The sequence below is a fragment of the Bradyrhizobium sp. Ken01 genome, from assembly GCF_055807355.1.
This window is the reverse complement of the sequence record NZ_JBVVPC010000005.1, coordinates 1-20,044: the sequence shown is the minus strand read 5'-3', so window position 1 is coordinate 20,044 and position 20,044 is coordinate 1. Positions and strand designations below refer to the sequence as shown.

22 protein-coding genes are annotated in these 20,044 nt (G+C 64.4%); 12 read left to right on the top strand and 10 right to left on the bottom strand.

Annotation, left to right across the window (positions count from 1 at the left end; translation table 11 throughout):
• The first annotated feature begins 314 nt into the window (after positions 1-314).
• Positions 315-1,088, top strand: a complete 774-nt coding sequence (locus tag AC0L3S_RS07090; RefSeq protein WP_473278552.1) for a DUF2189 domain-containing protein — start codon at positions 315-317, stop codon at positions 1,086-1,088.
• A 27-nt stretch (positions 1,089-1,115) separates the two neighbouring features.
• Here AC0L3S_RS07090 and AC0L3S_RS07085 read toward each other — a convergent pair whose 3' ends face one another.
• Together AC0L3S_RS07085 and AC0L3S_RS07080 are read right to left on the bottom strand one after the other, a co-directional pair.
• Positions 1,116-1,307, bottom strand: coding sequence for a hypothetical protein (locus tag AC0L3S_RS07085; protein WP_473262665.1), 192 nt, complete (start codon positions 1,305-1,307; stop codon positions 1,116-1,118).
• Complete coding sequence (locus AC0L3S_RS07080; protein ID WP_473262666.1) at positions 1,307-2,113, bottom strand: transglutaminase-like domain-containing protein; 807 nt, start codon at positions 2,111-2,113, stop codon at positions 1,307-1,309. Before AC0L3S_RS07080 ends, AC0L3S_RS07085 begins: the two co-directional genes overlap by 1 nt.
• Positions 2,114-2,503: 390 nt before the next feature.
• On the opposite strand from AC0L3S_RS07080, the gene AC0L3S_RS07075 reads away from it, so the two are divergent.
• Positions 2,504-2,683, top strand: a complete 180-nt coding sequence (locus tag AC0L3S_RS07075) for a hypothetical protein (protein WP_018453606.1) — start codon at positions 2,504-2,506, stop codon at positions 2,681-2,683.
• Between the two features lie 18 nt (positions 2,684-2,701).
• Here AC0L3S_RS07075 and AC0L3S_RS07070 read toward each other — a convergent pair whose 3' ends face one another.
• From AC0L3S_RS07070 to AC0L3S_RS07060, 3 genes are read right to left on the bottom strand one after another with little or no spacing between them, the layout of a single operon-like run.
• Entirely contained in the window at positions 2,702-3,214 is a 513-nt protein-coding gene (locus AC0L3S_RS07070; RefSeq protein ID WP_473278551.1) for an SRPBCC family protein, read from the bottom strand.
• Positions 3,211-3,681 (bottom strand): SRPBCC family protein, encoded by a 471-nt coding sequence (locus AC0L3S_RS07065; protein ID WP_473278550.1) that lies wholly within the window; start codon positions 3,679-3,681, stop codon positions 3,211-3,213. The genes AC0L3S_RS07070 and AC0L3S_RS07065 overlap by 4 nt, the downstream gene beginning before the upstream one ends.
• Complete coding sequence (locus AC0L3S_RS07060; protein ID WP_106940701.1) at positions 3,674-3,988, bottom strand: ArsR/SmtB family transcription factor; 315 nt, start codon at positions 3,986-3,988, stop codon at positions 3,674-3,676. The genes AC0L3S_RS07065 and AC0L3S_RS07060 overlap by 8 nt, the downstream gene beginning before the upstream one ends.
• Before the next feature lie 167 nt (positions 3,989-4,155).
• On the opposite strand from AC0L3S_RS07060, the gene AC0L3S_RS07055 reads away from it, so the two are divergent.
• Positions 4,156-4,776, top strand: a complete 621-nt coding sequence (locus AC0L3S_RS07055; RefSeq protein ID WP_473278549.1) for a LysE family translocator — start codon at positions 4,156-4,158, stop codon at positions 4,774-4,776.
• An 11-nt stretch (positions 4,777-4,787) separates the two neighbouring features.
• Here AC0L3S_RS07055 and AC0L3S_RS07050 read toward each other — a convergent pair whose 3' ends face one another.
• A complete protein-coding gene (locus AC0L3S_RS07050; RefSeq protein WP_473278548.1) occupies positions 4,788-5,594 on the bottom strand; it encodes an N-formylglutamate amidohydrolase in 807 nt (268 codons plus the stop codon).
• Positions 5,595-5,685: 91 nt separating this feature from the next.
• Here AC0L3S_RS07050 and AC0L3S_RS07045 point away from each other — a divergent pair, with 91 nt between their 5' ends.
• Positions 5,686-6,597, top strand: a complete 912-nt coding sequence (locus tag AC0L3S_RS07045; RefSeq protein WP_473278547.1) for a transglutaminase family protein — start codon at positions 5,686-5,688, stop codon at positions 6,595-6,597.
• Between the two features lie 90 nt (positions 6,598-6,687).
• Positions 6,688-7,086 (top strand): gamma-glutamylcyclotransferase family protein, encoded by a 399-nt coding sequence (locus tag AC0L3S_RS07040; protein WP_473262673.1) that lies wholly within the window; start codon positions 6,688-6,690, stop codon positions 7,084-7,086.
• Here the strand turns inward: AC0L3S_RS07040 and AC0L3S_RS07035 are convergent.
• Positions 7,083-7,646, bottom strand: coding sequence for a chlorite dismutase family protein (locus AC0L3S_RS07035; RefSeq protein ID WP_473262674.1), 564 nt, complete (start codon positions 7,644-7,646; stop codon positions 7,083-7,085). The two genes, AC0L3S_RS07040 and AC0L3S_RS07035, sit on opposite strands and share 4 nt — an antisense overlap.
• Positions 7,647-7,838: 192 nt before the next feature.
• On the opposite strand from AC0L3S_RS07035, the gene dnaG reads away from it, so the two are divergent.
• Together dnaG and rpoD are read left to right on the top strand one after the other, a co-directional pair.
• Positions 7,839-9,854 (top strand): DNA primase, encoded by a 2,016-nt coding sequence (gene dnaG, locus AC0L3S_RS07030; protein WP_473278546.1) that lies wholly within the window; start codon positions 7,839-7,841, stop codon positions 9,852-9,854.
• A 377-nt stretch (positions 9,855-10,231) separates the two neighbouring features.
• The gene (gene rpoD, locus AC0L3S_RS07025) at positions 10,232-12,379 is read left to right on the top strand and encodes an RNA polymerase sigma factor RpoD (protein ID WP_473278545.1); all 2,148 of its coding nucleotides are present in this window, start codon (positions 10,232-10,234) and stop codon (positions 12,377-12,379) included.
• Positions 12,380-12,473: 94 nt separating this feature from the next.
• Here the strand turns inward: rpoD and AC0L3S_RS07020 are convergent, their stop codons facing one another.
• Both AC0L3S_RS07020 and AC0L3S_RS07015 read right to left on the bottom strand, forming a co-directional pair.
• Positions 12,474-12,710 carry a hypothetical protein gene (locus tag AC0L3S_RS07020; protein ID WP_007596614.1) on the bottom strand — a complete coding sequence of 79 codons (237 nt, stop codon included), beginning with the start codon at positions 12,708-12,710 and terminating at the stop codon, positions 12,474-12,476.
• Between the two features lie 605 nt (positions 12,711-13,315).
• A complete protein-coding gene (locus tag AC0L3S_RS07015; RefSeq protein ID WP_473278544.1) occupies positions 13,316-14,254 on the bottom strand; it encodes an OmpA family protein in 939 nt (312 codons plus the stop codon).
• Positions 14,255-14,412: 158 nt separating this feature from the next.
• Between AC0L3S_RS07015 and AC0L3S_RS07010 the strand changes: the two genes are divergently transcribed.
• Positions 14,413-15,219 (top strand): lytic murein transglycosylase, encoded by an 807-nt coding sequence (locus AC0L3S_RS07010; protein WP_473278543.1) that lies wholly within the window; start codon positions 14,413-14,415, stop codon positions 15,217-15,219.
• A gap of 171 nt (positions 15,220-15,390) precedes the next feature.
• On the opposite strand, the gene AC0L3S_RS07005 is transcribed toward AC0L3S_RS07010, so the two are convergent.
• A complete protein-coding gene (locus AC0L3S_RS07005) occupies positions 15,391-16,221 on the bottom strand; it encodes an SDR family NAD(P)-dependent oxidoreductase (RefSeq protein ID WP_473278542.1) in 831 nt (276 codons plus the stop codon).
• Positions 16,222-16,352: 131 nt separating this feature from the next.
• Here AC0L3S_RS07005 and AC0L3S_RS07000 point away from each other — a divergent pair, with 131 nt between their 5' ends.
• The 4 genes from AC0L3S_RS07000 (at position 16,353) to AC0L3S_RS06985 (ending at position 19,848) form a co-directional block, all read left to right on the top strand.
• The gene (locus tag AC0L3S_RS07000) at positions 16,353-16,727 is read left to right on the top strand and encodes a response regulator (protein WP_027520278.1); all 375 of its coding nucleotides are present in this window, start codon (positions 16,353-16,355) and stop codon (positions 16,725-16,727) included.
• 56 nt (positions 16,728-16,783) lie between these two features.
• Positions 16,784-17,395, top strand: a complete 612-nt coding sequence (locus tag AC0L3S_RS06995; RefSeq protein ID WP_473262685.1) for a LysE family translocator — start codon at positions 16,784-16,786, stop codon at positions 17,393-17,395.
• A gap of 580 nt (positions 17,396-17,975) precedes the next feature.
• Positions 17,976-19,187, top strand: coding sequence for a GGDEF domain-containing protein (locus tag AC0L3S_RS06990; RefSeq protein WP_473278541.1), 1,212 nt, complete (start codon positions 17,976-17,978; stop codon positions 19,185-19,187).
• Positions 19,188-19,221: 34 nt separating this feature from the next.
• Positions 19,222-19,848, top strand: a complete 627-nt coding sequence (locus AC0L3S_RS06985) for a peptidoglycan recognition protein family protein (protein WP_473278540.1) — start codon at positions 19,222-19,224, stop codon at positions 19,846-19,848.
• The last annotated feature ends 196 nt before the right edge of the window (positions 19,849-20,044 follow it).

The following is a 20,044-nucleotide window of genomic DNA, read 5'->3' as shown; positions in this document are numbered from 1 at the left end:
GGTCGGACAATCCATTCCGGTCATCGCGCTGTTCGTTCAAGGACCCAATTTGCGGCACCACCCTCCGCTCAGTCCATAGGCATCGGGCCGAAAAAGTCTCCGGCGGGGAAAGATTTCGAGCCGCATGCAGCACGGATGAGCTCCCCGAACGGAGCGCCGCAGTCGGCGCGATGGCTTTCCCCGGTCTGCGCCGGCGGCGTCGGGATACCGTCGTCCGGCAATCCAACTCGCTCGTGCGCGCCGGCCGCGGGAACGCTAAGATCGAGGTCATCCGCGTGCGACGGAGATCGCGCCGGCCAACGAGGAGGAAGCTGATGTCCATTTCGGGCAAGGTCGATCCGGTGGTGCGTCCCGTCGCGGCGACCGACATCGCCGAGGCGCTGGTCGAGGGCCTGCGTGATTTCCAGGCGCTGCCGCTTTACGGCCTTTGCTTCGGTTCGCTCTACGCCGCCGGCGGCATTGCCATCATGCTGTGCTTCACCGCGTTCGGCATGGTCTATCTGGTCTATCCGCTGGCCGCCGGCTTCGCGCTGCTCGGGCCGTTCGTGGCGATCGGGCTCTATGAAGTCAGCCGCCGTCGCGAGCGCGGCGAGCCGGTCTCGCCCGGCGCGATCTGGTCGGCCGTGCGCGCGCGGAGCGAGATCGGTTGGATGGCCTTCGTCACGCTGTTCGTGTTCGTGGTCTGGATGTATCAGGTGCGGCTTCTGATCGCGCTGCTGCTCGGCCTGCATGCCTCGTTCTCGAGCCTTCAGGAATTCATGACGGTGGTGCTGACCACGAACGAGGGCTTGCTGTTCCTCGGCATCGGCAACGCGGTCGGAGCGGTGCTGTCGCTGATCCTCTTTTCGCTGACCGTGGTGTCGTTTCCGCTGCTGCTCGACCGCGAGGTCGATTTCGTCACCGCGATGGTGACGAGCGTGCGCGCGGTCGTGGCCAGCCCGCTGCCGATGATTGGCTGGGCCGCGGTGATCGTGATGGTCCTGATCGTCTCCGCGCTGCCGTATTTTCTGGGGCTGGTGGTGACGCTGCCCGTGCTCGGGCACGCGACCTGGCATCTTTATCGGCGGATCGTGGTGCCGGTGGCGTAACAGCGAGCCGGACGCAACGGCAGCGAGCTATTCGCCCGTTGCCAGCCGGCGCGCGCCTGATGAAGTCAGTTCGAGTTCACCGAGGCGCCTGATCGCATAACCGAGGTTGGTCAGCCGCTCGCCGTGCGCTTGCGGAATTTCGCCTTGCGCCTTGCCCTTGCCGATCTCGGCCAACGACGCAAATTCATCGGCGCTGAGCCCAACGCTGCTGTCTGTCATCAGGCAACCTCGTCGGTCCATACTTTGAAATTGAGCAGCTTATTCGGACCGAAGGTCTGGGTGATCGGGACGTCCGCGGCATCGCGTCCTTGTGCGATCAGCACGCGGCCGATTCGCGGCGTGTTGTTGCGGGGATCGAACATGTGCCAGCTTCCGCCGAGATAAGCCTCGAACCAGCCGGCGAAATCTCCCGCGGCCCAGGGCTTCGGCGTGCCGATGTCGCTGAGATAGCCGGTGCAGTAGCGCGCCGGGATGTTCATGCAGCGGCAGAACGCGATGGCAAGATGAGCATAGTCACGGCACACGCCCTTGCCTTCGTCGTAGGCCTCCCGCGCCGTCTTGGTTGCGCGCGCGTGCTCATAGCCGAAAGCGATATGACGATGAACGAAATCGCAGATGGCCTGGACCCGCGCCCAGCCCGGCTGGGTGTGCTCGAACAGTTTCCATGCGATATCCGACAGGCGATCGGTCTCGCAGTAACGACTGCCGAGCAGATAGACGAGCGTGTCCGTCGGCAGCGCCTCGACGGCGTGCTGAGCCGCCTTCGGGAACACCGGGTCGGGCAGGCCGCTGTCGCTCACGACGCCGTCGCCGGCAAGGCGAAAGGCGCCGGCCGGCGCCACGATGCGGCTGCACCAATTGCCGAAGAGATCGCGATAGGGAGTGATCGGCACCGAGGGTCTCGTGGTCACCAGGTCGGGCACGATGACATCGGAGGCGCGGGTGAAGTGGGTGCCCAACACCATGATCATCGGTGTGGGCTGCGGGAATTCGTACAGCATCTCAAACCCAACGCGGAGCTTCATACGATTTTCCCTTGGCTAAGCTCCCAACATGGCTACGAAGCGGCCGATCACAAGGCTTTGACGGCTTATTCGCTCGCGCGCGGCATTTGGCGCCTCAAAAGTGCGGCACGGGCGAGAAAACGATAGCTAATTGCGGCGATTGCGCGCACGGTGCGGGAATGTCGAAAGATCTGTCGTTTCTGCGCCTATGCAGCGCCACGACTATTCGCGCGACGTGAAGCGCCTCATTTCCTCGCACGGCGGAGCCGATTCATCGCGACGTCGCAACAGCGGTCGTTGCGCATATTGCCCGCTCCAGCGGGTGTGTTGGACGCGGCAGCTCGTGCCGCAGACGCCTGAAGGTTTCACCGCGGTTCGGTCGAGAGATCGAACGCCAACCGAAAGCACCAGATGCAAGCTCTCTCCCCACGGCACGTCAAGACAGAAGAAGCGCTCCGGCTCGGCGTCGAGTCGGGCTGGTACGCGATCAAGGTCAGCGGGACCTTTGTCTCCGGCCCGCACGATTCGGAAGCGGATTGCAGTCGTAAGATCGACGAAATCAATCCGCCTCCGGTGAAGAAGAAGCGATGACGGCGCGGAGTTCGCCCGCTACGGCGTCTTGATACCCATCGCCTTCAACGCTTCCAGCATCTGCGCCGGCGGCGCCATCTTGATCTGCGGCGCCTTGCCCGTTTCCAGCAGGCTCTTCAGCCCCGACAGGATTGCGGGCCAGCCGGTGCGGCCGCCGGAAAGAATGTCATCGCTAAGCGGGCGGTCGTGACGTTCGCTCATGGTGAGGCGGACGGCCTCGCCGGCTTGTTCGATCTCGTAAGTGACAAGCGTGGTGCCGAGCTTTGCGACGAGGTCGGGCCAGTTGACGTTCCACGTCACTGTCAGCTTGTTCGGCGGATCGTATTCGAACACATCGCCCGAGATGTGTTCCGACCCGTCAGGCGCACACACGATGAATTTGCCGCCGAGTCTTGGCTCCATCTCAACCGCGAAGCCGGAAAAGTATTTGCGGCTGAACTCGGCGGAGGTCAGCGCCTCCCACACCTTCTCCGGCGTCGCGGCGATGTAAATCGTGTAGACGGTGAGCGGCTTGAACTGATCGAGGTTCATTTTGCATCGAATCCCTTGTTGAGCGCTGCGCGTGGAATAGCCAGCACTTTGTCGCTTTCCAGCAGGCTCTTGAGACCGGACAGGATCGCCGGCCAGCCGTTGGACACGGCGCCGAGATATTTGCCGCCTTCGACGAAGCCGTCATGCAGCACGGTCAAACGCACGAGCAAGCCGAACGGTTCGATGGTGAACACGACGCGCGAGATCGGCTCACCGCGCAGCTCCTCGTATTTCTGGTGCTTGAAGCTGTAGGACAACCGCCGCGGCGGATCGGCTTCGAGGATTTCGCCGGAATCGGTGGTCTCGCCGTCCAGCAGCAGCGCGAAAGGGGAGCCGATTTTCCAGTCGGATCTGACCGCGGCGCCGAACCAGTATTGCTTGGTGAACTCGCTTGATGTCAGCGCCTCCCACAGCCTCTCCGGAGTGGTCTCAATGTAGGTGACATAGACGAATTGCGGATTACTCATCACGCTTCTCCAACTGGCGTTTCAACTCGCCGAGTGCGGCGAGCTTGCCGCGCTCGAATTTCTTGATCCAGCGCTCGCCGATCTGATGGATCGGAACCGGATTGAGATAGTGCAGCTTCTCGCGGCCGTGCCTGATGGTCGTGACCAGGTTGGCCTGTTCCAGAATCGCAAGGTGCTTGGTCACCGCCTGGCGCGTCATTGCGAGACCTTCGCAGAGCTCGTTCAACGTCTGGCCGTTCCTGGCGTGAAGCCTGTCGAGCAGCGACCGTCGTGACGCATCGGCGAGCGCTTTGAAGACCTCATCCATGACCGCGATAATATGCAACCGAATGGTTGCCTGTCAAGATGGTGATGCAGCGCGCGCGGTGCTCGTGTTCCTGGAGACGCGAGACGAAGACGTGGGTGACGGCGGCGCTGGACGGAAAATGAGTGCCATGCATTAATGCCCCAAACCGCTCTCAGCGAGTCCTCCCCATGATGTCTCTGCAAGCCTATCTCGCCTTTCTTGCCGCCTGCGTCGCGCTCGCGCTGCTGCCGGGGCCGATCGTCACTCTCGTCATCGCCAACGGCCTGCGCCACGGCACGCGTGCGGCGCTGACCAATGTGGCCGGTGCGCAGGCCGGCCTCGCCATCGTCATCGGCATCGTCGCGGTCGGCCTGACCTCGCTGATGGCGACCATGGGCTACTGGTTCGACTGGGTGCGCTTTGCCGGCGCCGCCTATCTGGTCTGGCTCGGCGTCAAGCTGATCTGGGCGCCGGTAGAGGGCGTCAATGTGGACGAGCCGCCGGCGCCGCCGCGCGGCGGATTCTTCCTGCAAGGTTTCCTGGTGCTGCTGTCGAACCCGAAGGTGCTGGTGTTCTTCGGTGCCTTCATTCCGCAGTTCATGGACATGAACCGCGACCACTTCCCGCAGGTCGCGCTGCTGGGCGCCACCTTCATGGTCACTGCGGTGATGACGGACGCGCTCTACGCCATCGCCGCCGGGCGGGCCCGAAAGTTCTTCTCGGCCCGGCGTACCCGCATGATGTCGCGCATCTCCGGCGGCTTCATGATCGGCGGCGGCATCTGGCTGGCGCTGACCAGGGCGAAATAACCGCCATCGGGCTAGTCGACCAGCCTCTGCGCCCGCAGCTCCAGCTCGATCTCCGCAAAAATCCGCGCCAGACGCTCGGCCCATTGTTGCTGGCCGGACTGGTCGGCGATCAGATCCTGGCGGATCTCGATGCCGGTGTTGACGAGACCACGGGCTTCGCCGTGGACGGGGATGGTGTAGTCGGTGAGGTCGTCCACCGCGTAGGGCTCGTTGTCGCCGACGACGAGATCGCTCTCGCTGCGCAGATGCCTGAGCAGCAGCTGCGGCAGCACGGTGTCGCGATTGTACAGTGCGCCGATGTGCCAGGGACGCGCGACGCCGGCGTAAACGGGGGTGAAGCTGTGCAGCGACACCAGCACCGTCGGCCGCTTGTCGTGCACGCGGCGGTCGATCGCGGCATGGATATGCCGGTGGTAGGGCTCGAAGATCTCGCGCCTGCGAGCTTTGCGCTCCTGCTCCGAAATTCCCTCGTTGCGCGGGATCGCGGTTGCTTCGGAAATCACGGGGATCGAACTCATTGCGGCGGGCGGGCGGTTGCAGTCGATCACCAGCCGCGAATAGCGCTGCGCGATCAGATGTGCGCCCAGCATCTCTGCCAGCCGGTCGGCGACCCCCGCGATGCCGATGTCCCAGGCGATATGCCGCGTCAGTTCGCCTCCCGCGACGCCGAGATCGCCGAGCGCGCGCGGCAGCACCCGTCCGTAATGGTCCGAGGTGAGCAAAAAAGGCGATGTCCCTTGCGCGTTCACCTCGTGCACCGGGGGGACGTCACCCTCGCTGAGGAGTTGATTGGTCGCCTCGATTGTGTCTAAAGCCATCCTGATTGCCTAATGAAACAGCAGTCACCCCGAAGAATCGGGCGGGATTGCTATAGATTGGTCCGCCCGACCCCACCATGATTGCCTGACGATGCCGCTGCTGACGATTCATCACAAGACCGAATATCGCTACACCCGCCCCGTGGCGTTCGGCGAACACAGGATCATGCTGCGTCCGCGCGACGGGCATGATCTGCGCGTGCTCGACTCCAGGCTCGAGATCTCGCCCGAGCCGATGTCGCTGCACTGGATCCACGACGTGTTCGGCAATTCTGTCGCGATCGCGAATTTCGACGAGCGCGCGGACGCGCTGGTGTTCGACTGGCACGTCACCGTCGAGCACAATCCGGTCGAGGAGTTCGCGCTGACGCCGGACGACTCGGCTTATTTCTATCCGTTTGCCTATGACGACGAGGAATTTCCCGACCTCGTCCACTACATCACGCCGCAATATACCGATCCCGACGGCGAGATCGCGGAATGGGCGCGCGGCTTTCTCGACGAGGACGCGCCGACGCCGACGTTCAAGATCCTGAGCGGCATGACCCACGGCATCCGCGAGCGGTTCAAGTACCGCAAGCGCCACGAGCTGGGCACGCAGCACCCGCTCGACACCTTGCAGTCCGGTAGCGGCACCTGCCGCGACTACGCGCTGTTCATGATCGAGGCGCTGCGCCATCTCGGCATCGCCGCACGCTTCGTTTCCGGCTACATCTTCCTGCCGGAGGATATCGAGCAGCGCCATGTCGGCGGTGGTTCGACGCATGCCTGGGTGCAGGTCTACCTGCCGAGCGCGGGCTGGATCGAATTCGATCCGACCAATGGCATCGTCGGCACCCGCGACCTCATCCGCGTCGCGGTCGCCCGCGATCCGCGCCAGGCGATACCTCTGCACGGCGTCTATATCGGCGCTGCGGGCGCGTTCGACGCCATGGACGTGACCATCAGGGTGGTGTCGGACGAGCAACGCAGCGACGAGGAGCTGGAAGCAGAGCTTTCGTAGCCGCTCAGCGTCGTCTTCCCGGCTTTCGCCCGGAGGACACTGGAATGTGTGGCGCTGTCGCTCTGAATCATTCGCAGCTATAGAGCCCCCATGACCTCCGATCGTCTTTTCGTCTACGGCACGCTGATGCGCGGGTTCGACCATCCGATGGCGCGGCTGCTTGCGGGCCACGCTGATTTTCTGGGTGAAGCGACCTGCCGCGGCCGGCTCGTTCTGGTGAAGCATTATCCGGGGCTGCTGCTCTCCGATGTGCCGTCCGACCGCGTCCACGGCGAACTCTTTCACCTGCGCGTGCCCGCCGAGCTGTTGCGCGAGCTCGACATGTACGAGGCCTGCGGCGAGGGCTTTCCGGAGCCGACCGAATATCTGCGCAGACTGGTCGACGTGACAGGCGCGGACGGGGTGACGGCACCGGCCTGGACTTACATCTACAACTGGCCCGTCACCGATCTGCCGCGTATCGAATCCGGCCGCTTCCTCGATCACTAGGCCGACAGCACTTCCTTCACCGCGCGGACGTCGACCTCGCGCTCGACATAGCTCCACTCCTCGGTCCGCCTCAGCATCGCGACCAGCTCCTCGAACAGCGAGGCGTGGGCGGGCGCGAATTCGAACCAGGTCAGGAAATCGAAGGGCCCGCCGAGGTCGCGGCAATGATAGAGCTGGCGCGCGATCGCGGGCAGGAAGCGCAGGCTGCTCGCGATGTGATGCGATTTGTCCTCGAATATCCTGCGGCGCTCTTCCTGGGTCAGCTCCCACCAGGCCTGCGACTTGCGGATCGGGATCAGCGCCGCGCTGGTTGCTTCGAGCCGACCGAGGCCGGCCTGCACGGCAGTGAGCTGCTGCTTCTCGGCGCGCTCGGTGTAGCGCAAGCTGCTCGCGACACCGACCAAGCGCCAGGCATTGCGCGAGGGCACTAGCGGCAATGCGATGGCCTCGCTGTCGGTGACCGACAGCGCCGGCATGAAGGCGAGGGGGTCGCCCGTGACAGGCGAAATCGAGGTGATGCGCCAACCCCCGCTCTGGCCGCCTCGGAAGGTCCTGAACATGGCCCATGGAAGCGTGGAACCGGGGCGGGTTCAAGGCCTCTGGCAGTCCGGGCTCACGCTCCGCCCGTCCGGGAATGACGGAAGGGCTGTGAACAGCGCGTATAAGCCTGACAAACCTGACTTCTGGACGGGTCGTCCCTATATCCCTGATCCCTTCGCCCGACTCACACGGTTTCGCGTTACACAGAGCCCATGCGCTTCACGCCCCAATTCCTCGACGAGCTTCGTGCCCGGCTTTCGGTCTCCGAAGTCGTGGGCAAGCGCGTCAAGCTGAAGAAGGCGGGGCGGGAGTGGAAGGGGCTGTCGCCGTTCCAGCAGGAAAAGACGCCGTCCTTCTACGTCAACGACCAGAAGGGCTTTTACCACGACTTCTCCTCGGGCAAGCACGGCGACATCATCAGCTTCATGATGGAAACCGATGGCCTGCCGTTCGCGGAGGCCGTGGAGCGGCTCGCCAATATGGCGGGCCTGCCGCTGCCGGCGGTGACGCCGGATGCGGCGCGTCAGGAGCAGCGGCGCCGTTCGCTGCACGACGTCATGGATCTCGCCGCGAAGTTCTTCGCCGAGACGCTGGCCTCGCGCGTCGGCGCCAAGGCGCGCGGCTATCTCGCCGACCGCGCCATCTCGCCGGCGACGCAATTGCAGTTTCGGCTGGGCTATGCGCCGCCCGATCGCTTCGCGCTGAAGGAGCATCTCGGCAAGCTCGGCGTCTCCGTCGACGACATGGTCGAGACCGGCATGCTGGTGGCCGGCAACGACATCCCGGTGCCCTATGATCGCTTCCGCGATCGCGTGATGTTTCCGATCACGGATCTGCGCGGCCGCGTCATCGCCTTCGGCGGGCGCGCGCTGGAGAAGGACGTTCCGGCCAAGTACCTGAACTCGCCGGAGACGCCGCTCTTTCACAAAGGCGACAATCTCTACAACCACCAGACCGCGCGCAAAGCCACCCATGACGGCAGCGCGCTCGTCGTGGTCGAAGGCTATGTCGACGTCATCGCCATGGTCACCGCGGGCTTCGCCGGCAGCGTGGCGCCGCTCGGCACCGCGCTTACCGAAAACCAGCTCGCGCTGCTCTGGAAGATGGCGGACGAGCCGATCCTCTGCTTCGACGGCGACCGCGCCGGCCAGAAGGCGGCGTATCGTGCCGCGGATCTTGCCTTGCCCTTCCTCGCACCCGGCAAGAGTCTTCGTTTTGCGCTGCTGCCGGAGGGGCAGGACCCCGACGATCTTGTGCGCTCCGGCGGTCGCGGCGCAATCGAGGAGGTGATCGCGGCGGCGCGTCCGCTCGCCGAGATGATCTGGTCTCGCGAGCTCGAAGGCGGCAATTTCGCCACGCCCGAGCGCCGCGCCGCGCTGGAGGCGCGCATCAAGGAGCTCTCCAACGGCATCCGCGACGAGGTGGTGCGGCGCTATTATCGGCAGGATCTTGCCGAGCGGCTTCAGCGCGCCTTTGCCCCCGAAGGCGGGCGCGGCGGCTTTGGCGGCGGCCGAGGCAATTTCCGCCCCAGCCCCGGCGGTCGCCAATTCCAGCCCCGCGGTGGGGGAGGCGCGAATCGATTCGGCGGTCAGGGATTTGGTGGAGGCCGCCGCGGCCCGCCCGGTCTGATCCAGCTGCCCTCCGGGCCCTACCAGGCGGCGAGCGCGCAGCTGGCGGCAAGCCCGATCATGCGCGGCCAGCGCAGCGCCATCTCCCGCCGCGAGGCCCTGATCCTGCAAATCCTGATCAACCACCCCTGGCTGCTGCACGATCATCTTGAGGAGGTCGCGGCCCTGGAGCTCGCCCATCCCGAGGTCCACAAGCTCCGGGCCGGCATCATCGCCGCCTTCGCCAACGACCATCACCATTCGCCGGACCCCGGCGAGCTCGCCGAGAAGATGCGCAGCGACCTCGAGAAGGGTGGATTTTCGCAAGCGCTTCAACGGGTTGAGGGCGGCATCACGACCGCGGCGGTGTGGGGCGCCCGCGAGGGCGCCGCACGGGACGACGTTCTCTCCACCTGGCATCAGCTGGTCGCCTTGCATCGGCAGTACCATTCACTACTTAGAGAGCTGAAAGACGCCGAGATGGCCTTGGGGGAGGATCCCAGCGAGGCCAACATGGCGTGGCTGCGCGACGTCAAGGCTCGGATAGGCGAAGTCGACGGCACCGAGGCCTTGATCGAGGGTTTTGGCGAGCTGTCGGGCCGGTTCCAGAAGAGCGTGTGATGAAAGAATCATGCGGACGGCCGGGACCGGAACCGCTAAAAGACTCGCCAAATCCGAGGTTTGGCGGCAAAAACAGGGTTAATCGAGGCTTAACGGTCTTGTAGCACTTTGGCCACCAGGCGGCCGCAGGCAGAACAGACGCGTCAGGAATGAATCCGCGCAATTGCTGTTGGCACTATACCTGCAACCGCTGCGACAAAGAGGCTCTACGAAGCGTTAGGCAAATCCGGCGAGTGAAAGGTCGGGGGTGGCGACAAGAGGTCCGCGCCGCCCTTTCCGTGTCGAGATCTGACGAAGCGAGAGCATCGAGCAACAGGTTCAAGTGATTTCACGCGGGCGCGGCGAACGTCTGTGTGAAACGCGTTTAGGAGCAATGGATGGCCACCAAGGCAAAGACGCTGCAGGCGAAGGACAAGGAAAAAGACGACAAGGCAGCGGACGCGCCGGAGAAGGACTCCCAGGACGCGCCCTCGCCGTTGCTCGATCTGTCCGACGCGGCCGTGAAGAAGATGATCAAGCAGGCCAAGAAGCGCGGCTTCGTGACCTTCGATCAGCTCAACGAAGTTTTGCCGTCCGACCAGACCTCTCCCGAGCAGATCGAGGACATCATGTCCATGCTCTCGGACATGGGCATCAACGTCACCGAAGCCGACGATAGCGAAGGCGAGGAGGACAAGGACGAGGCCGAGGACGAGACCGACAACGAGCTGGTCGAAGTCACCCAGAAGGCCGTCACCGAGGTCAAGAAGAGCGAGCCGGGCGAGCGCACCGACGATCCCGTGCGCATGTATCTGCGCGAGATGGGCACCGTCGAGCTGCTGTCGCGCGAAGGCGAAATCGCGATTGCCAAGCGCATCGAGGCCGGCCGCGAGGCGATGATCGCAGGGCTCTGCGAAAGCCCGCTGACCTTCCAGGCCATCATCATCTGGCGCGACGAGCTCAACGAAGGCAAGATCTTCCTTCGCGACATCATCGATCTCGAAGCCACCTATGCCGGGCCCGACGCCAAGGCCGGCATGAACAATGCGATGATCGCCGGTCCCAACGGCGAAACCGGTGAAGCGTCGGCCGAAGGCGGCCAGGCCACCGGCGCCGCGCCCGCGCATGTCGCGCCGCCCGCCGCACCGCCGGCGCCGACCCCGTTCCGCGCCGCGCCTGCGCCCGGCAATGCCGGGGAAGCCGCGAAGGATCCGGCGGAGTCCGCCGCCGAAGCCGACATGGACGAGGACGACGAGTTCGAGAACCAGATGTCGCTCGCGGCGATCGAGGCCGAGCTCAAGCCGAAGGTCGTCGAGATCTTCGACAAGATCGCCGACAGCTACAAGAAGCTGCGCAAGCTGCAAGAGCAGGACATCCAGAACCAGCTCGAGAGCACCTCGCACGGCCCCTCGCTCTCGCCGCACCAGGAGCGCAAATACCGCAAGCTTAAGGACGAGATCATCGTCGAGGTGAAGTCGCTGCGCCTCAACCAGGCGCGTATCGACTCACTCGTCGAGCAGCTCTACGACATCAACAAGCGCCTCGTCTCGCATGAGGGCCGCCTGATGCGCCTTGCCGACAGCCACGGCGTCGCGCGCGAGGACTTCCTGCGCAACTACACCGGCTCGGAGCTCGATCCGCGCTGGCTCAACCGTGTCTCGAAGCTGTCGGCCAAGGGCTGGAAGAACTTCGTCCACCACGAGAAGGACCGCATCAAGGACCTCCGCCACGAGGTGCATCAGCTCGCTGCGCTGACCGGCTTGGAGATCATCGAGTTCCGCAAGATCGTGCACTCGGTGCAGAAGGGCGAGCGCGAAGCCCGCCAGGCCAAGAAGGAGATGGTGGAAGCCAACCTCCGTCTCGTGATTTCGATCGCCAAGAAATACACCAACCGCGGCCTGCAGTTCCTCGACCTGATCCAGGAAGGCAACATCGGCCTGATGAAGGCGGTCGACAAGTTCGAGTACCGCCGCGGCTACAAGTTCTCGACCTACGCCACGTGGTGGATCCGGCAGGCGATCACCCGCTCGATTGCGGACCAGGCGCGCACCATCCGCATCCCCGTGCACATGATCGAGACGATCAACAAGATCGTGCGCACCTCGCGCCAGATGCTCAACGAGATCGGCCGCGAGCCGACCCCGGAAGAGCTGGCCGAAAAGCTCGGCATGCCGCTGGAGAAAGTGCGAAAAGTCCTCAAGATCGCCAAGGAGCCGTTGTCGCTGGAGACGCCCGTCGGTGACGAAGAGGATTCACACCTCGGCGATTTCATCGAGGACAAGAACGCGATCCTCCCGATCGACGCCGCGATCCAGTCCAACCTGCGCGAGACCACCACGCGCGTGCTGGCCTCGCTCACCCCGCGCGAAGAGCGCGTGCTGCGCATGCGCTTCGGCATCGGCATGAACACCGACCACACGCTGGAAGAAGTCGGCCAGCAGTTCTCGGTGACGAGAGAGCGTATTCGCCAGATCGAGGCGAAGGCCCTGCGGAAGCTGAAGCATCCGTCAAGGTCAAGGAAGCTGCGGAGCTTCTTGGATAATTGAGCGCGAACACCGATTCAAAAGCAAAGCGGCGGGCCAAGGCCCGCCGTTTTTGTCTTTTTGCTCCCGCTCACAACGACGGGCATAGGGCTGAGGCCTACTTCTTCTTCGCGCCGACCCGCTCGAGGTTCTTGATCTCCAGCGCCGGGCGGCCGGATTTTTCGGCGATCTCGCGGTCCTGCTCCATGATGAAGGCGCGGGCCGGCTCGTCGCCGTCGAGGCCGCCGAGCAATTCGGCGGGCACGCGCCGGTTGGAGCGTTGGGAGCCGTCTTCATAGAAGACGTTGAAAAAGGCGAATTCGCCCTTGGGATTGGTTCCGGGTTTTTTGGCCATGGCCGGCTTTTCGTCGATCAGGGGGCCATAGTCAAATGACTTTGGCAGGTTTCCGGGGGCTGGCCGCGGGCCCTGCCGCGGCAGAACCGGCTGCGCGATCGATCGACGAACCGGTTTGCGTGGCGCCTGGATGTCGGGTGGAAGCGTCCAGCGCTTCGTGAAACCCGATGCGCTCCTTCGAGGAGACCCGTGTCTCACTCTTTGCTCACCCTTGCCTCAACAAACGGCGGGCCGCGAAGCCCGCCGTTTATTTTGGTCTTCAGCGTCGCCCGGGGCTGGCGGGGCGACAACCTAGAATAGAAGGTTATAACCGGCGCCATGCCGTGGCAAGGCAAATCGTTGGCGCTGCGATGTCTCAGCGAACGCATCAGATATGCAGTAGTCGCGACATCGCGTTTCGATCAGCGTCAAAGCAATTGCTTGGATGGCCAAATCACTTTGTTCATATTTCCTGCTCTCGCAATGCAGCGACCGGTGCTCGCCTTGTTGGAAAGTGCGTTTGCCTGCACGTATTCCCGCGTGCGTGCAGAAATTGCGATGCCCAACATAGTGAGTTCCGCACTTCAGCGGCTCCCATCACATCGCGCGCGCCGCACGCTCCGTTCTCACGGCGCCACCAGCTCCACGCGCCGGTTGAGCGCGCGCCCGGCGTCCGATGCGTTGGAACCGACCGGCGCCAGCAATCCAACGCCGGCAGTGCGCAATCTCGTCTGCGCAATCCGAAAACTCTTCACCAGCTCGGCTGCGACGGCTTCGGCGCGGCGCTTCGACAGGTCGAGATTGTACTCATAGGCGCCCTGGCTGTCGGTGTGGCCGACGACGAAGACGTTGAGCTGCGGCTGGCTCGTCAGCAGCTTTGCGATCTGCTCCAGCGTCGGGCGGCTTTCCGGTTTGAGCACGGCCTTGTCGGTGTCGAAATAGATGCCATAGAGCGCGATGTGGCCGGTCTCGCCAAGCCCCTTCGCCATCGCGGCGGCGTCCACCATCTTGTTCGCGATGGCGCCGAGCTCGGCGACGGTGACCTGCGCGGTGATGTCCTGGTTGTTCTGGCTGACAAGGACGCTGGCAAAGGTCTCGCGCCCGCGCTCGGTCTTGCGGCCGGCGTAGTAACGGTAGTTGAAGCCATCGACCCACATCTGCGGGACCGGCAGCGTGTCGACGGCTTCGGTAAAGGGAATGGCGCCGCAGGCGTCGGTGTCGCAGGCGAGCAGGGTCTCGAAACCGGCTTTCGCAAGCTGCGTCTCGAAATTGCGCGAGACTTCCAGGATCGAGGGGCCGGGATTGGTGCGATAGGAGATGCGAAAGACGCGGCCCTCGAGCCGTCGCGCATCGACGGGCTGGCCGTCCTTGAAGGGAGCCGCCTGCATCCGCGCTGCGTCAAAATCCTTCATCACATAGCCGGTGATGACGCTGCCGGCGAACCGGCCGATGCCGGGATAGTCGCGGCTGCCGGCGACATCGCGCGTTTGCGCGGAAGCGGCCGTCACGGTGAGGGAGAGCAATGCGAGAACGGCGAGGATCCGGCGCGACATGGACATGATCATGAACATCTCGATCGGTTGGGGGGAGGGGGCTAGCGCATTTGATTTGTCGCAGGCAGGCAGCGATCGGTTCTGGCGAGGATTTGCCGCTTTGACGCGAATCCGGTTCCCGGGCATGATCGTGCGCTGCTTCCCCCTTATTCCCTGTAGGATTCATCCGAATGTCGAAATACGCCTTGGCCATCGCCTTCATCGCCTGTCTGGCCGGCGGATCGGCGCATGCCGCGCGCTGCGGCGGCGACTTCAACAGCTTTGTCGCCAGCATGGCCTCGGAAGCGCAAGCCGCCGGCGTCTCGGCGAGCGTGACCAGCGCGGCGCTCAGCGGCGTGCAGCAGGATGGCGCGGTGCTCGCCTTCGACCGGCGCCAGCGCTACACCTTCAACAAGAGTTTTGAGCAGTATGTCTCGACCCGCGTCGGCCCCGGCCGCATCAATGGCGGCAAGGCGCTGCTGCAGCGGCACGCCGCGCTGCTGTCGCGCATCGAGCAGCAGTTCGGCGTGCCCCGCTATATCCTGGTCGCGATCTGGGGCCTGGAGAGCGATTTCGGCAAGGGCGACATCGGCAAGATGCCGGTGATCCGCACGCTGGCGACGCTGGCGCATGACTGCCGCCGCACGGAGCTGTTCCAGGGCGAGCTGCTCGCGGCGCTGAAGATCGTGCAGCGTGGCGACCTGCCGCTGCGCGACCTGATCGGCGCCTTTGCCGGCGAGATCGGCCAGACCCAGTTCCTGCCGTCCTCCTACATCAAGTACGGCGTCGATTTCGACGGCGACGGCCACGTCGACCTTCGCCACAGCGTCCCCGACGTTCTCGCCTCGACCGCGAACCTGCTCCACACCAGCGGCTTCAAGATGGGCCAGCCCTACGGCGAAGGCACCGCCAATTTCGAGGCGATGCGCGAATGGAACAGGGCGGTGATCTATCGCAAGACGATCGGTTATTTTGCCGATCGGCTGGCGGGGCAGTGAGGGGCGTGATGTCTCTCCGCCGTCGTCCTGGCGAAAGCCAGGACCCACTACCCCAGGCGGGACTTGTTACAACGATTCACAGTCACATGCTGAGTAACTGCCAGTCTTCGCCAAACTGAATTCGGTGGTTATGGGTCCTGGCTTTCGCCAGGACGACGGCGACGGGTTTGCTCACGTCCCCTTCGCCATCTTCTCCAGCTTGCGCTGCAACGGCGCCCAGTACGTTGCCGGGCGGAAGCGCTGCAGGAGATCCATGAAGCGGGCGTCGTTGCCGATCAGGATGCGCGGCTCGTTTCTCTCGATGCCCTTGATGATGCGCAGCGCGGCGTCTCTCGGCGTGGTCTTTGCCGCGTTCTCGAACCGCTCGATCGATTGCGACCGGCGCGCATTGTCGGTGACGCCGACCCCGGTGCGCGAATTGCGCGCGATGGCGGTGGCGACGCCGCCGGGATGCACGACCGACAGCCTGACGGGGCTGCCCGCCGCCGCTAGCTCGTGCCGCACGCTCTCGGAAAAGCCGCGCACCGCGAATTTCGCCGCGGCATAAGCCGACTGTCCCGGCGGGGCGATGATGCCGAAGATCGAGGACAGGTTGACGATGTGCGCCTCGCCCATCGTCTTCAGATGCGGCAGGAAGGCACGCGTGCCGTGCACCACGCCCCAGAAATTGATGTCGAACAGCCAGCCCATCTGCGCCTGGTCGATCTCCTCGAACGAGCCCATCAGCGCCACGCCGGCATTGTTGACGACGATGCCGAGCGTGGGATGGGCGGTGGTCGCCTCACGCGCGAACTGTACGATGTCGTCGGGCTCGCTGACGTCGACGCGATGCACGCTCACCTTGCATGCGGCTCCGATTTCCGCCGCGAGCGTCTTCAGCCCGGCCTCGTCGCGATCGGCAAGCGCGAGATCGCAACCGCGCCGCGCAAGCTCGATCGCCAGCGCGCGGCCGATGCCGCTTGCCGCTCCGGTGATAGCCGCGGCGCCGCGGATTGCAGTCATGATGATCCCCCCGTCGAGCCTCGCGAGCGGGAACTATGATTTACATTTTTTCATAATGGAACCGAACCGCATCGCTGTTCCCACCTTAACCTACGTTACTTGATGAAGACAGGCAGCATTGGGAGCCGCCGATGGGACAAGCACAACCGTTTCGCGCCACCGCACTGATCGTCGAAGACGACCTCATGCAGAGGGAGATGCTCAGTCTTCTTCTCGAAGAAAGCGGCTACGACGTCATTCAGTGCGAGAGCGCCGAGGCGGCCGAGCTCGTGCTGGAGAAGAGCGCCGGCGCGCTCTGCCTGATGATGACCGACGTCCAGCTTGCCGGCCGCATGAACGGAGTCGAGCTCGCGCATGTCGCCAAGGACCGCAACCCGAAGCTCGACATCGTCGTCACCTCCGGCCGCCCCTTGATGCAGCCCCTGCCGAACGGCGCAAAGTTCTGGGCCAAGCCCTGGGCGCCGCTCGACGTGCTGCGCGAGGCCGAGATCGCGCAGCTGTCCTGACGGTTGATCCGGCAGGGCGGCTTTCGTGGTCCGGGGCGCGGTGATAAGGTCTGTCCATGACCTTGTCCTTCCTGCTCACCTCGCTGATCGTCGTCGCCTCGCCCGGCACCGGCGTGCTCTACACGCTGGCCGCCGCGCTGACCCGCGGCTCGCGCGCGAGCATCGCGGCCGCCTTCGGCTGCACCCTCGGAATCGTGCCGCACATGACGGCCGCGATGCTGGGGCTCGCTGCCGTGCTCCACACCAGCGCGCTGGCCTTCGCCGCGCTGAAATGGTGCGGCGTCGCCTATCTGCTCTACATGTCCTGGCAGGCCCTGCGAGAGACCGGGGCGCTGGCGGTCGACAGCGAGATCCGCGAGCGTTCGGTCGGCCGGGTGATCGTGACCGGCTTCCTGATCAACATCCTCAATCCGAAGCTGTCGATCTTCTTCCTGGCCTTCCTGCCGCAGTTCATCGCCGCGGACGAAGCCCATGTGCTGGCGCGGATGCTGGAATTGAGCGGCGCCTTCATGGCGATGACGTTTGCGGTGTTCGTGGTCTACGGGCTCTGCGCAGCCTCGGTGCGCGAGCGCGTCATCTCGCGCCCGCGCGTCATGGCCTGGCTGCGCCGGAGTTTTGCCGCCGGCTTCGCCGCGCTCGGCGCCAAGCTGGCGTTCGCGGAGCGATAGCTTTTCCAGCTAGTAAAGGCCGGGCCAATAAAAAAGCGGGCCCTGCGCCCGCCATCTTCAAACTCACAACTTCTACCCGACGCCCGGGCGGAGCGAGCTCCACCCGGGCAAAGAATAAGAAGCCTCGTTACTTCTTCTTCGCTGCCTTCTTGGCCTTCTTCTTCGTCGCCTTCTTCGCCTTCTTCGCTTTCTTAGCCATAGGATCCTCTTCAGGGTTAATGGTGAAACGCGACACGAGGGATGCTCGGCGGAGGGCCAGCCTCGCAACATCCTCGACGACGAACTCAGCAGATTCGCGCGCCTCTGCCCCGCGCTGTCACATCCGTGTCATCGCGTTATCCACAGCTCAGATGCATTTTTGGGTGATTTTGGCTCGCGAATCCGCATCGCCGACGTGCTCAACGATCCGACCATGCGCCAGCCGTTCATGAATCCAAAACCAAAGGCATGTTTTCGCGGATCGCAGTGAGACTCCGTTAAGCGCGACGGCCGCATTGTCTCCGCAAGAAAACGGGGACGGGGTCATGGACGGACAGCTGGCAGGGACGGAGGGCGCGGTGCTGCGCGCGCCGCGTGCGCCATGCTGAACGTGCCGACACTCTGGACCGTGTTCGTCGTCAACTTCCTGGCGCTCGGCCTGATCTGGGCCTACGTCACGCGCTCCTATCCGAAATTCGCGGCCGCGCGGTTCTGGATGGCGTCGTGCTTCGTCGGCGCGATCGGCACGATGGCGGCCTTGATCCGCCTTTTTGTCGTCTCGCCTGTCCCGCTTCTGCTCGGAGCCGCCGGCGTCATCGCGGCGAGCTGCCTTGCCGCCATGGGCATTCAGCGCTTCTACGGCCGGCCGGTATCCTGGCGCGTCATGGCCGCCACCGGAATTCTCAGCCTCGGCGGCGTCGTGTTCTTCATGGTCGCATTCGATCACATGCAGCTGCGCATGCTCAGCTACTCGCTCGGTCAGGGGCTGCCGCTGGCGCTGTCGCTGCGTTTGCTGCTGTGGCCGCCGGAAGGCCGCGCCAGCCCCGGAGCCCGGCTCTCCGGCATCGTCATCATCACCATCATCGCAATCTTCGCGGCACGTGCGATCGGCAATCTGCTCGGCGGCGATTTCTCGTCGGTCTCCGGAGGGCAGTCTCATGCCGTCATGGTGCTGGGTCTGCTGTTCCTGTCGATGACGCTCAATTTCGGCTTCCTCCTGATGGCGATGGACCGCCTGCGCAACGAGGTTGCCGACCTCGCGCTGCTCGACGATCTCACCGGTGTCGCCAATCGGCGGCACCTGTTGCAGCGGCTGGGTGAGGAATGCGCCCGCTCGGAGCGCAGCGGCGAGCCGTTCTCGCTGCTGGTGATCGATCTCGACGGCTTCAAGGCCGTCAACGACACCCATGGCCATGCCGCGGGCGATGCCTGCCTCCAGCACTTCACCCTGATGGCGCAGACGCGCTTGAGGCCCGGCGACATGCTCGCCCGCACCGGCGGCGACGAATTCTGCGTCGTGCTGCCGTCGTCGACCTTGCGCGAGGCGGCTGCGATCGCCCGCCGCGTGCTCGATGTCTGCCGCCAGGATGCCGTCAACTGCACCGGCGTCGACATCCCGATCGCGATCTCGATCGGGGTGGCGCAGTGGGACCGCAGCGTCGGCCAGTTTCCGGACCGGCTGATCGCGCATGCCGACCGCGCCCTCTATGCGGCCAAGAAGAACGGCAAGAACGACTTTGCCGTCCACGATCCGGCGCCGCCGCTCATGCCTGACCCGATCGGTCCAGGCGAGGCCGTGCGCAAATTCGCGTAAGAGCATGCTAACGTCAGATCCGCACCGGACCCGCATGATGATCTCTCGCCTGCTCGCGGCCGTTCTCGCCGTTGTCATTCTGATAGCCCCCGCCGCGGCGACCGACGCCGAGCTCGCAAAGCTCGCGCGCGCCTCCGGCACGCCCGACATTCCCGGTCTGAAGATGGTGTGGCTGGCGCCATGGGGCGATGTCGGCAACGCAAGACCCTGGCGCAACATCATCGTGCACCAGACCGAGGGACCTGCAGGCTCGGCGCGCGGCGGCGCCGAGGTGCAGGCGAAGAATCCCACGCGTCGCGGCGTCACATTGTGGGTCGAGACCGACGGCACCGTCTATTGGGCGGTCGCGGAAAATCTGGTGCCGACCCACGGCGACGGTGCCAACCGCAACGACAACAAGTACATCGATAACAAGTCCACCTATCACCAGGTGGTGCGCGACAATTCGATCGGCGTCGAGTTCGCCGGCAACTATCCCGACGTCACCACCGGCCCGACCGCGGCGCAGGTCGCGGCGTGGAAGATCCTCGTCCAAATCCTGCGCGCGCGCTACGGCATCCCGCTCGATCACGTCTATGCGCACAACTGGATAGACTACAAGGACGCCCGCTATTGCGAAGGCTGCTGGCTCGCGACGCTGGCGCGGATTTGGGGGGAGTAGAGGGCGCGCCGGCGGTAGTCTTTTCCCTTCTCCCCTTGCGGGAGAAGGTGGCGCGAAGCGCCGGATGAGGGGTATCTCTCCGCGAATGACGATGTGAGAGGCGTGCTCGCGGAGGCAACCCCTTGTATCTGCACGGCCAGCATTTGTGCGATGGAAGTGACTTAGCGCCTTGGCCGGTGGCCACCGGCCAAGGCGC

Coding starts and splice junctions, on each gene's coding strand:
- AC0L3S_RS07070 (WP_473278551.1), bottom strand. CDS start 3,214: ATGAACCTCGATCAGTTCAAGCCGCTCACCGTCTACACGATTTACATC.
- AC0L3S_RS06990 (WP_473278541.1), top strand. CDS start 17,976: ATGCTGAACGTGCCGACACTCTGGACCGTGTTCGTCGTCAACTTCCTG.
- AC0L3S_RS07005 (WP_473278542.1), bottom strand. CDS start 16,221: ATGACTGCAATCCGCGGCGCCGCGGCTATCACCGGAGCGGCAAGCGGC.
- AC0L3S_RS07080 (WP_473262666.1), bottom strand. CDS start 2,113: ATGAAGCTCCGCGTTGGGTTTGAGATGCTGTACGAATTCCCGCAGCCC.
- AC0L3S_RS07000 (WP_027520278.1), top strand. CDS start 16,353: ATGGGACAAGCACAACCGTTTCGCGCCACCGCACTGATCGTCGAAGAC.
- AC0L3S_RS07035 (WP_473262674.1), bottom strand. CDS start 7,646: ATGTTCAGGACCTTCCGAGGCGGCCAGAGCGGGGGTTGGCGCATCACC.
- AC0L3S_RS07065 (WP_473278550.1), bottom strand. CDS start 3,681: ATGAGTAATCCGCAATTCGTCTATGTCACCTACATTGAGACCACTCCG.
- AC0L3S_RS06995 (WP_473262685.1), top strand. CDS start 16,784: ATGACCTTGTCCTTCCTGCTCACCTCGCTGATCGTCGTCGCCTCGCCC.
- AC0L3S_RS07090 (WP_473278552.1), top strand. CDS start 315: ATGTCCATTTCGGGCAAGGTCGATCCGGTGGTGCGTCCCGTCGCGGCG.
- AC0L3S_RS07040 (WP_473262673.1), top strand. CDS start 6,688: ATGACCTCCGATCGTCTTTTCGTCTACGGCACGCTGATGCGCGGGTTC.
- AC0L3S_RS07085 (WP_473262665.1), bottom strand. CDS start 1,307: ATGACAGACAGCAGCGTTGGGCTCAGCGCCGATGAATTTGCGTCGTTG.
- AC0L3S_RS07075 (WP_018453606.1), top strand. CDS start 2,504: ATGCAAGCTCTCTCCCCACGGCACGTCAAGACAGAAGAAGCGCTCCGG.
- AC0L3S_RS07055 (WP_473278549.1), top strand. CDS start 4,156: ATGATGTCTCTGCAAGCCTATCTCGCCTTTCTTGCCGCCTGCGTCGCG.
- AC0L3S_RS06985 (WP_473278540.1), top strand. CDS start 19,222: ATGATGATCTCTCGCCTGCTCGCGGCCGTTCTCGCCGTTGTCATTCTG.
- AC0L3S_RS07020 (WP_007596614.1), bottom strand. CDS start 12,710: ATGGCCAAAAAACCCGGAACCAATCCCAAGGGCGAATTCGCCTTTTTC.
- rpoD (WP_473278545.1), top strand. CDS start 10,232: ATGGCCACCAAGGCAAAGACGCTGCAGGCGAAGGACAAGGAAAAAGAC.
- dnaG (WP_473278546.1), top strand. CDS start 7,839: ATGCGCTTCACGCCCCAATTCCTCGACGAGCTTCGTGCCCGGCTTTCG.
- AC0L3S_RS07050 (WP_473278548.1), bottom strand. CDS start 5,594: ATGGCTTTAGACACAATCGAGGCGACCAATCAACTCCTCAGCGAGGGT.
- AC0L3S_RS07045 (WP_473278547.1), top strand. CDS start 5,686: ATGCCGCTGCTGACGATTCATCACAAGACCGAATATCGCTACACCCGC.
- AC0L3S_RS07015 (WP_473278544.1), bottom strand. CDS start 14,254: ATGATCATGTCCATGTCGCGCCGGATCCTCGCCGTTCTCGCATTGCTC.
- AC0L3S_RS07060 (WP_106940701.1), bottom strand. CDS start 3,988: ATGGATGAGGTCTTCAAAGCGCTCGCCGATGCGTCACGACGGTCGCTG.
- AC0L3S_RS07010 (WP_473278543.1), top strand. CDS start 14,413: ATGTCGAAATACGCCTTGGCCATCGCCTTCATCGCCTGTCTGGCCGGC.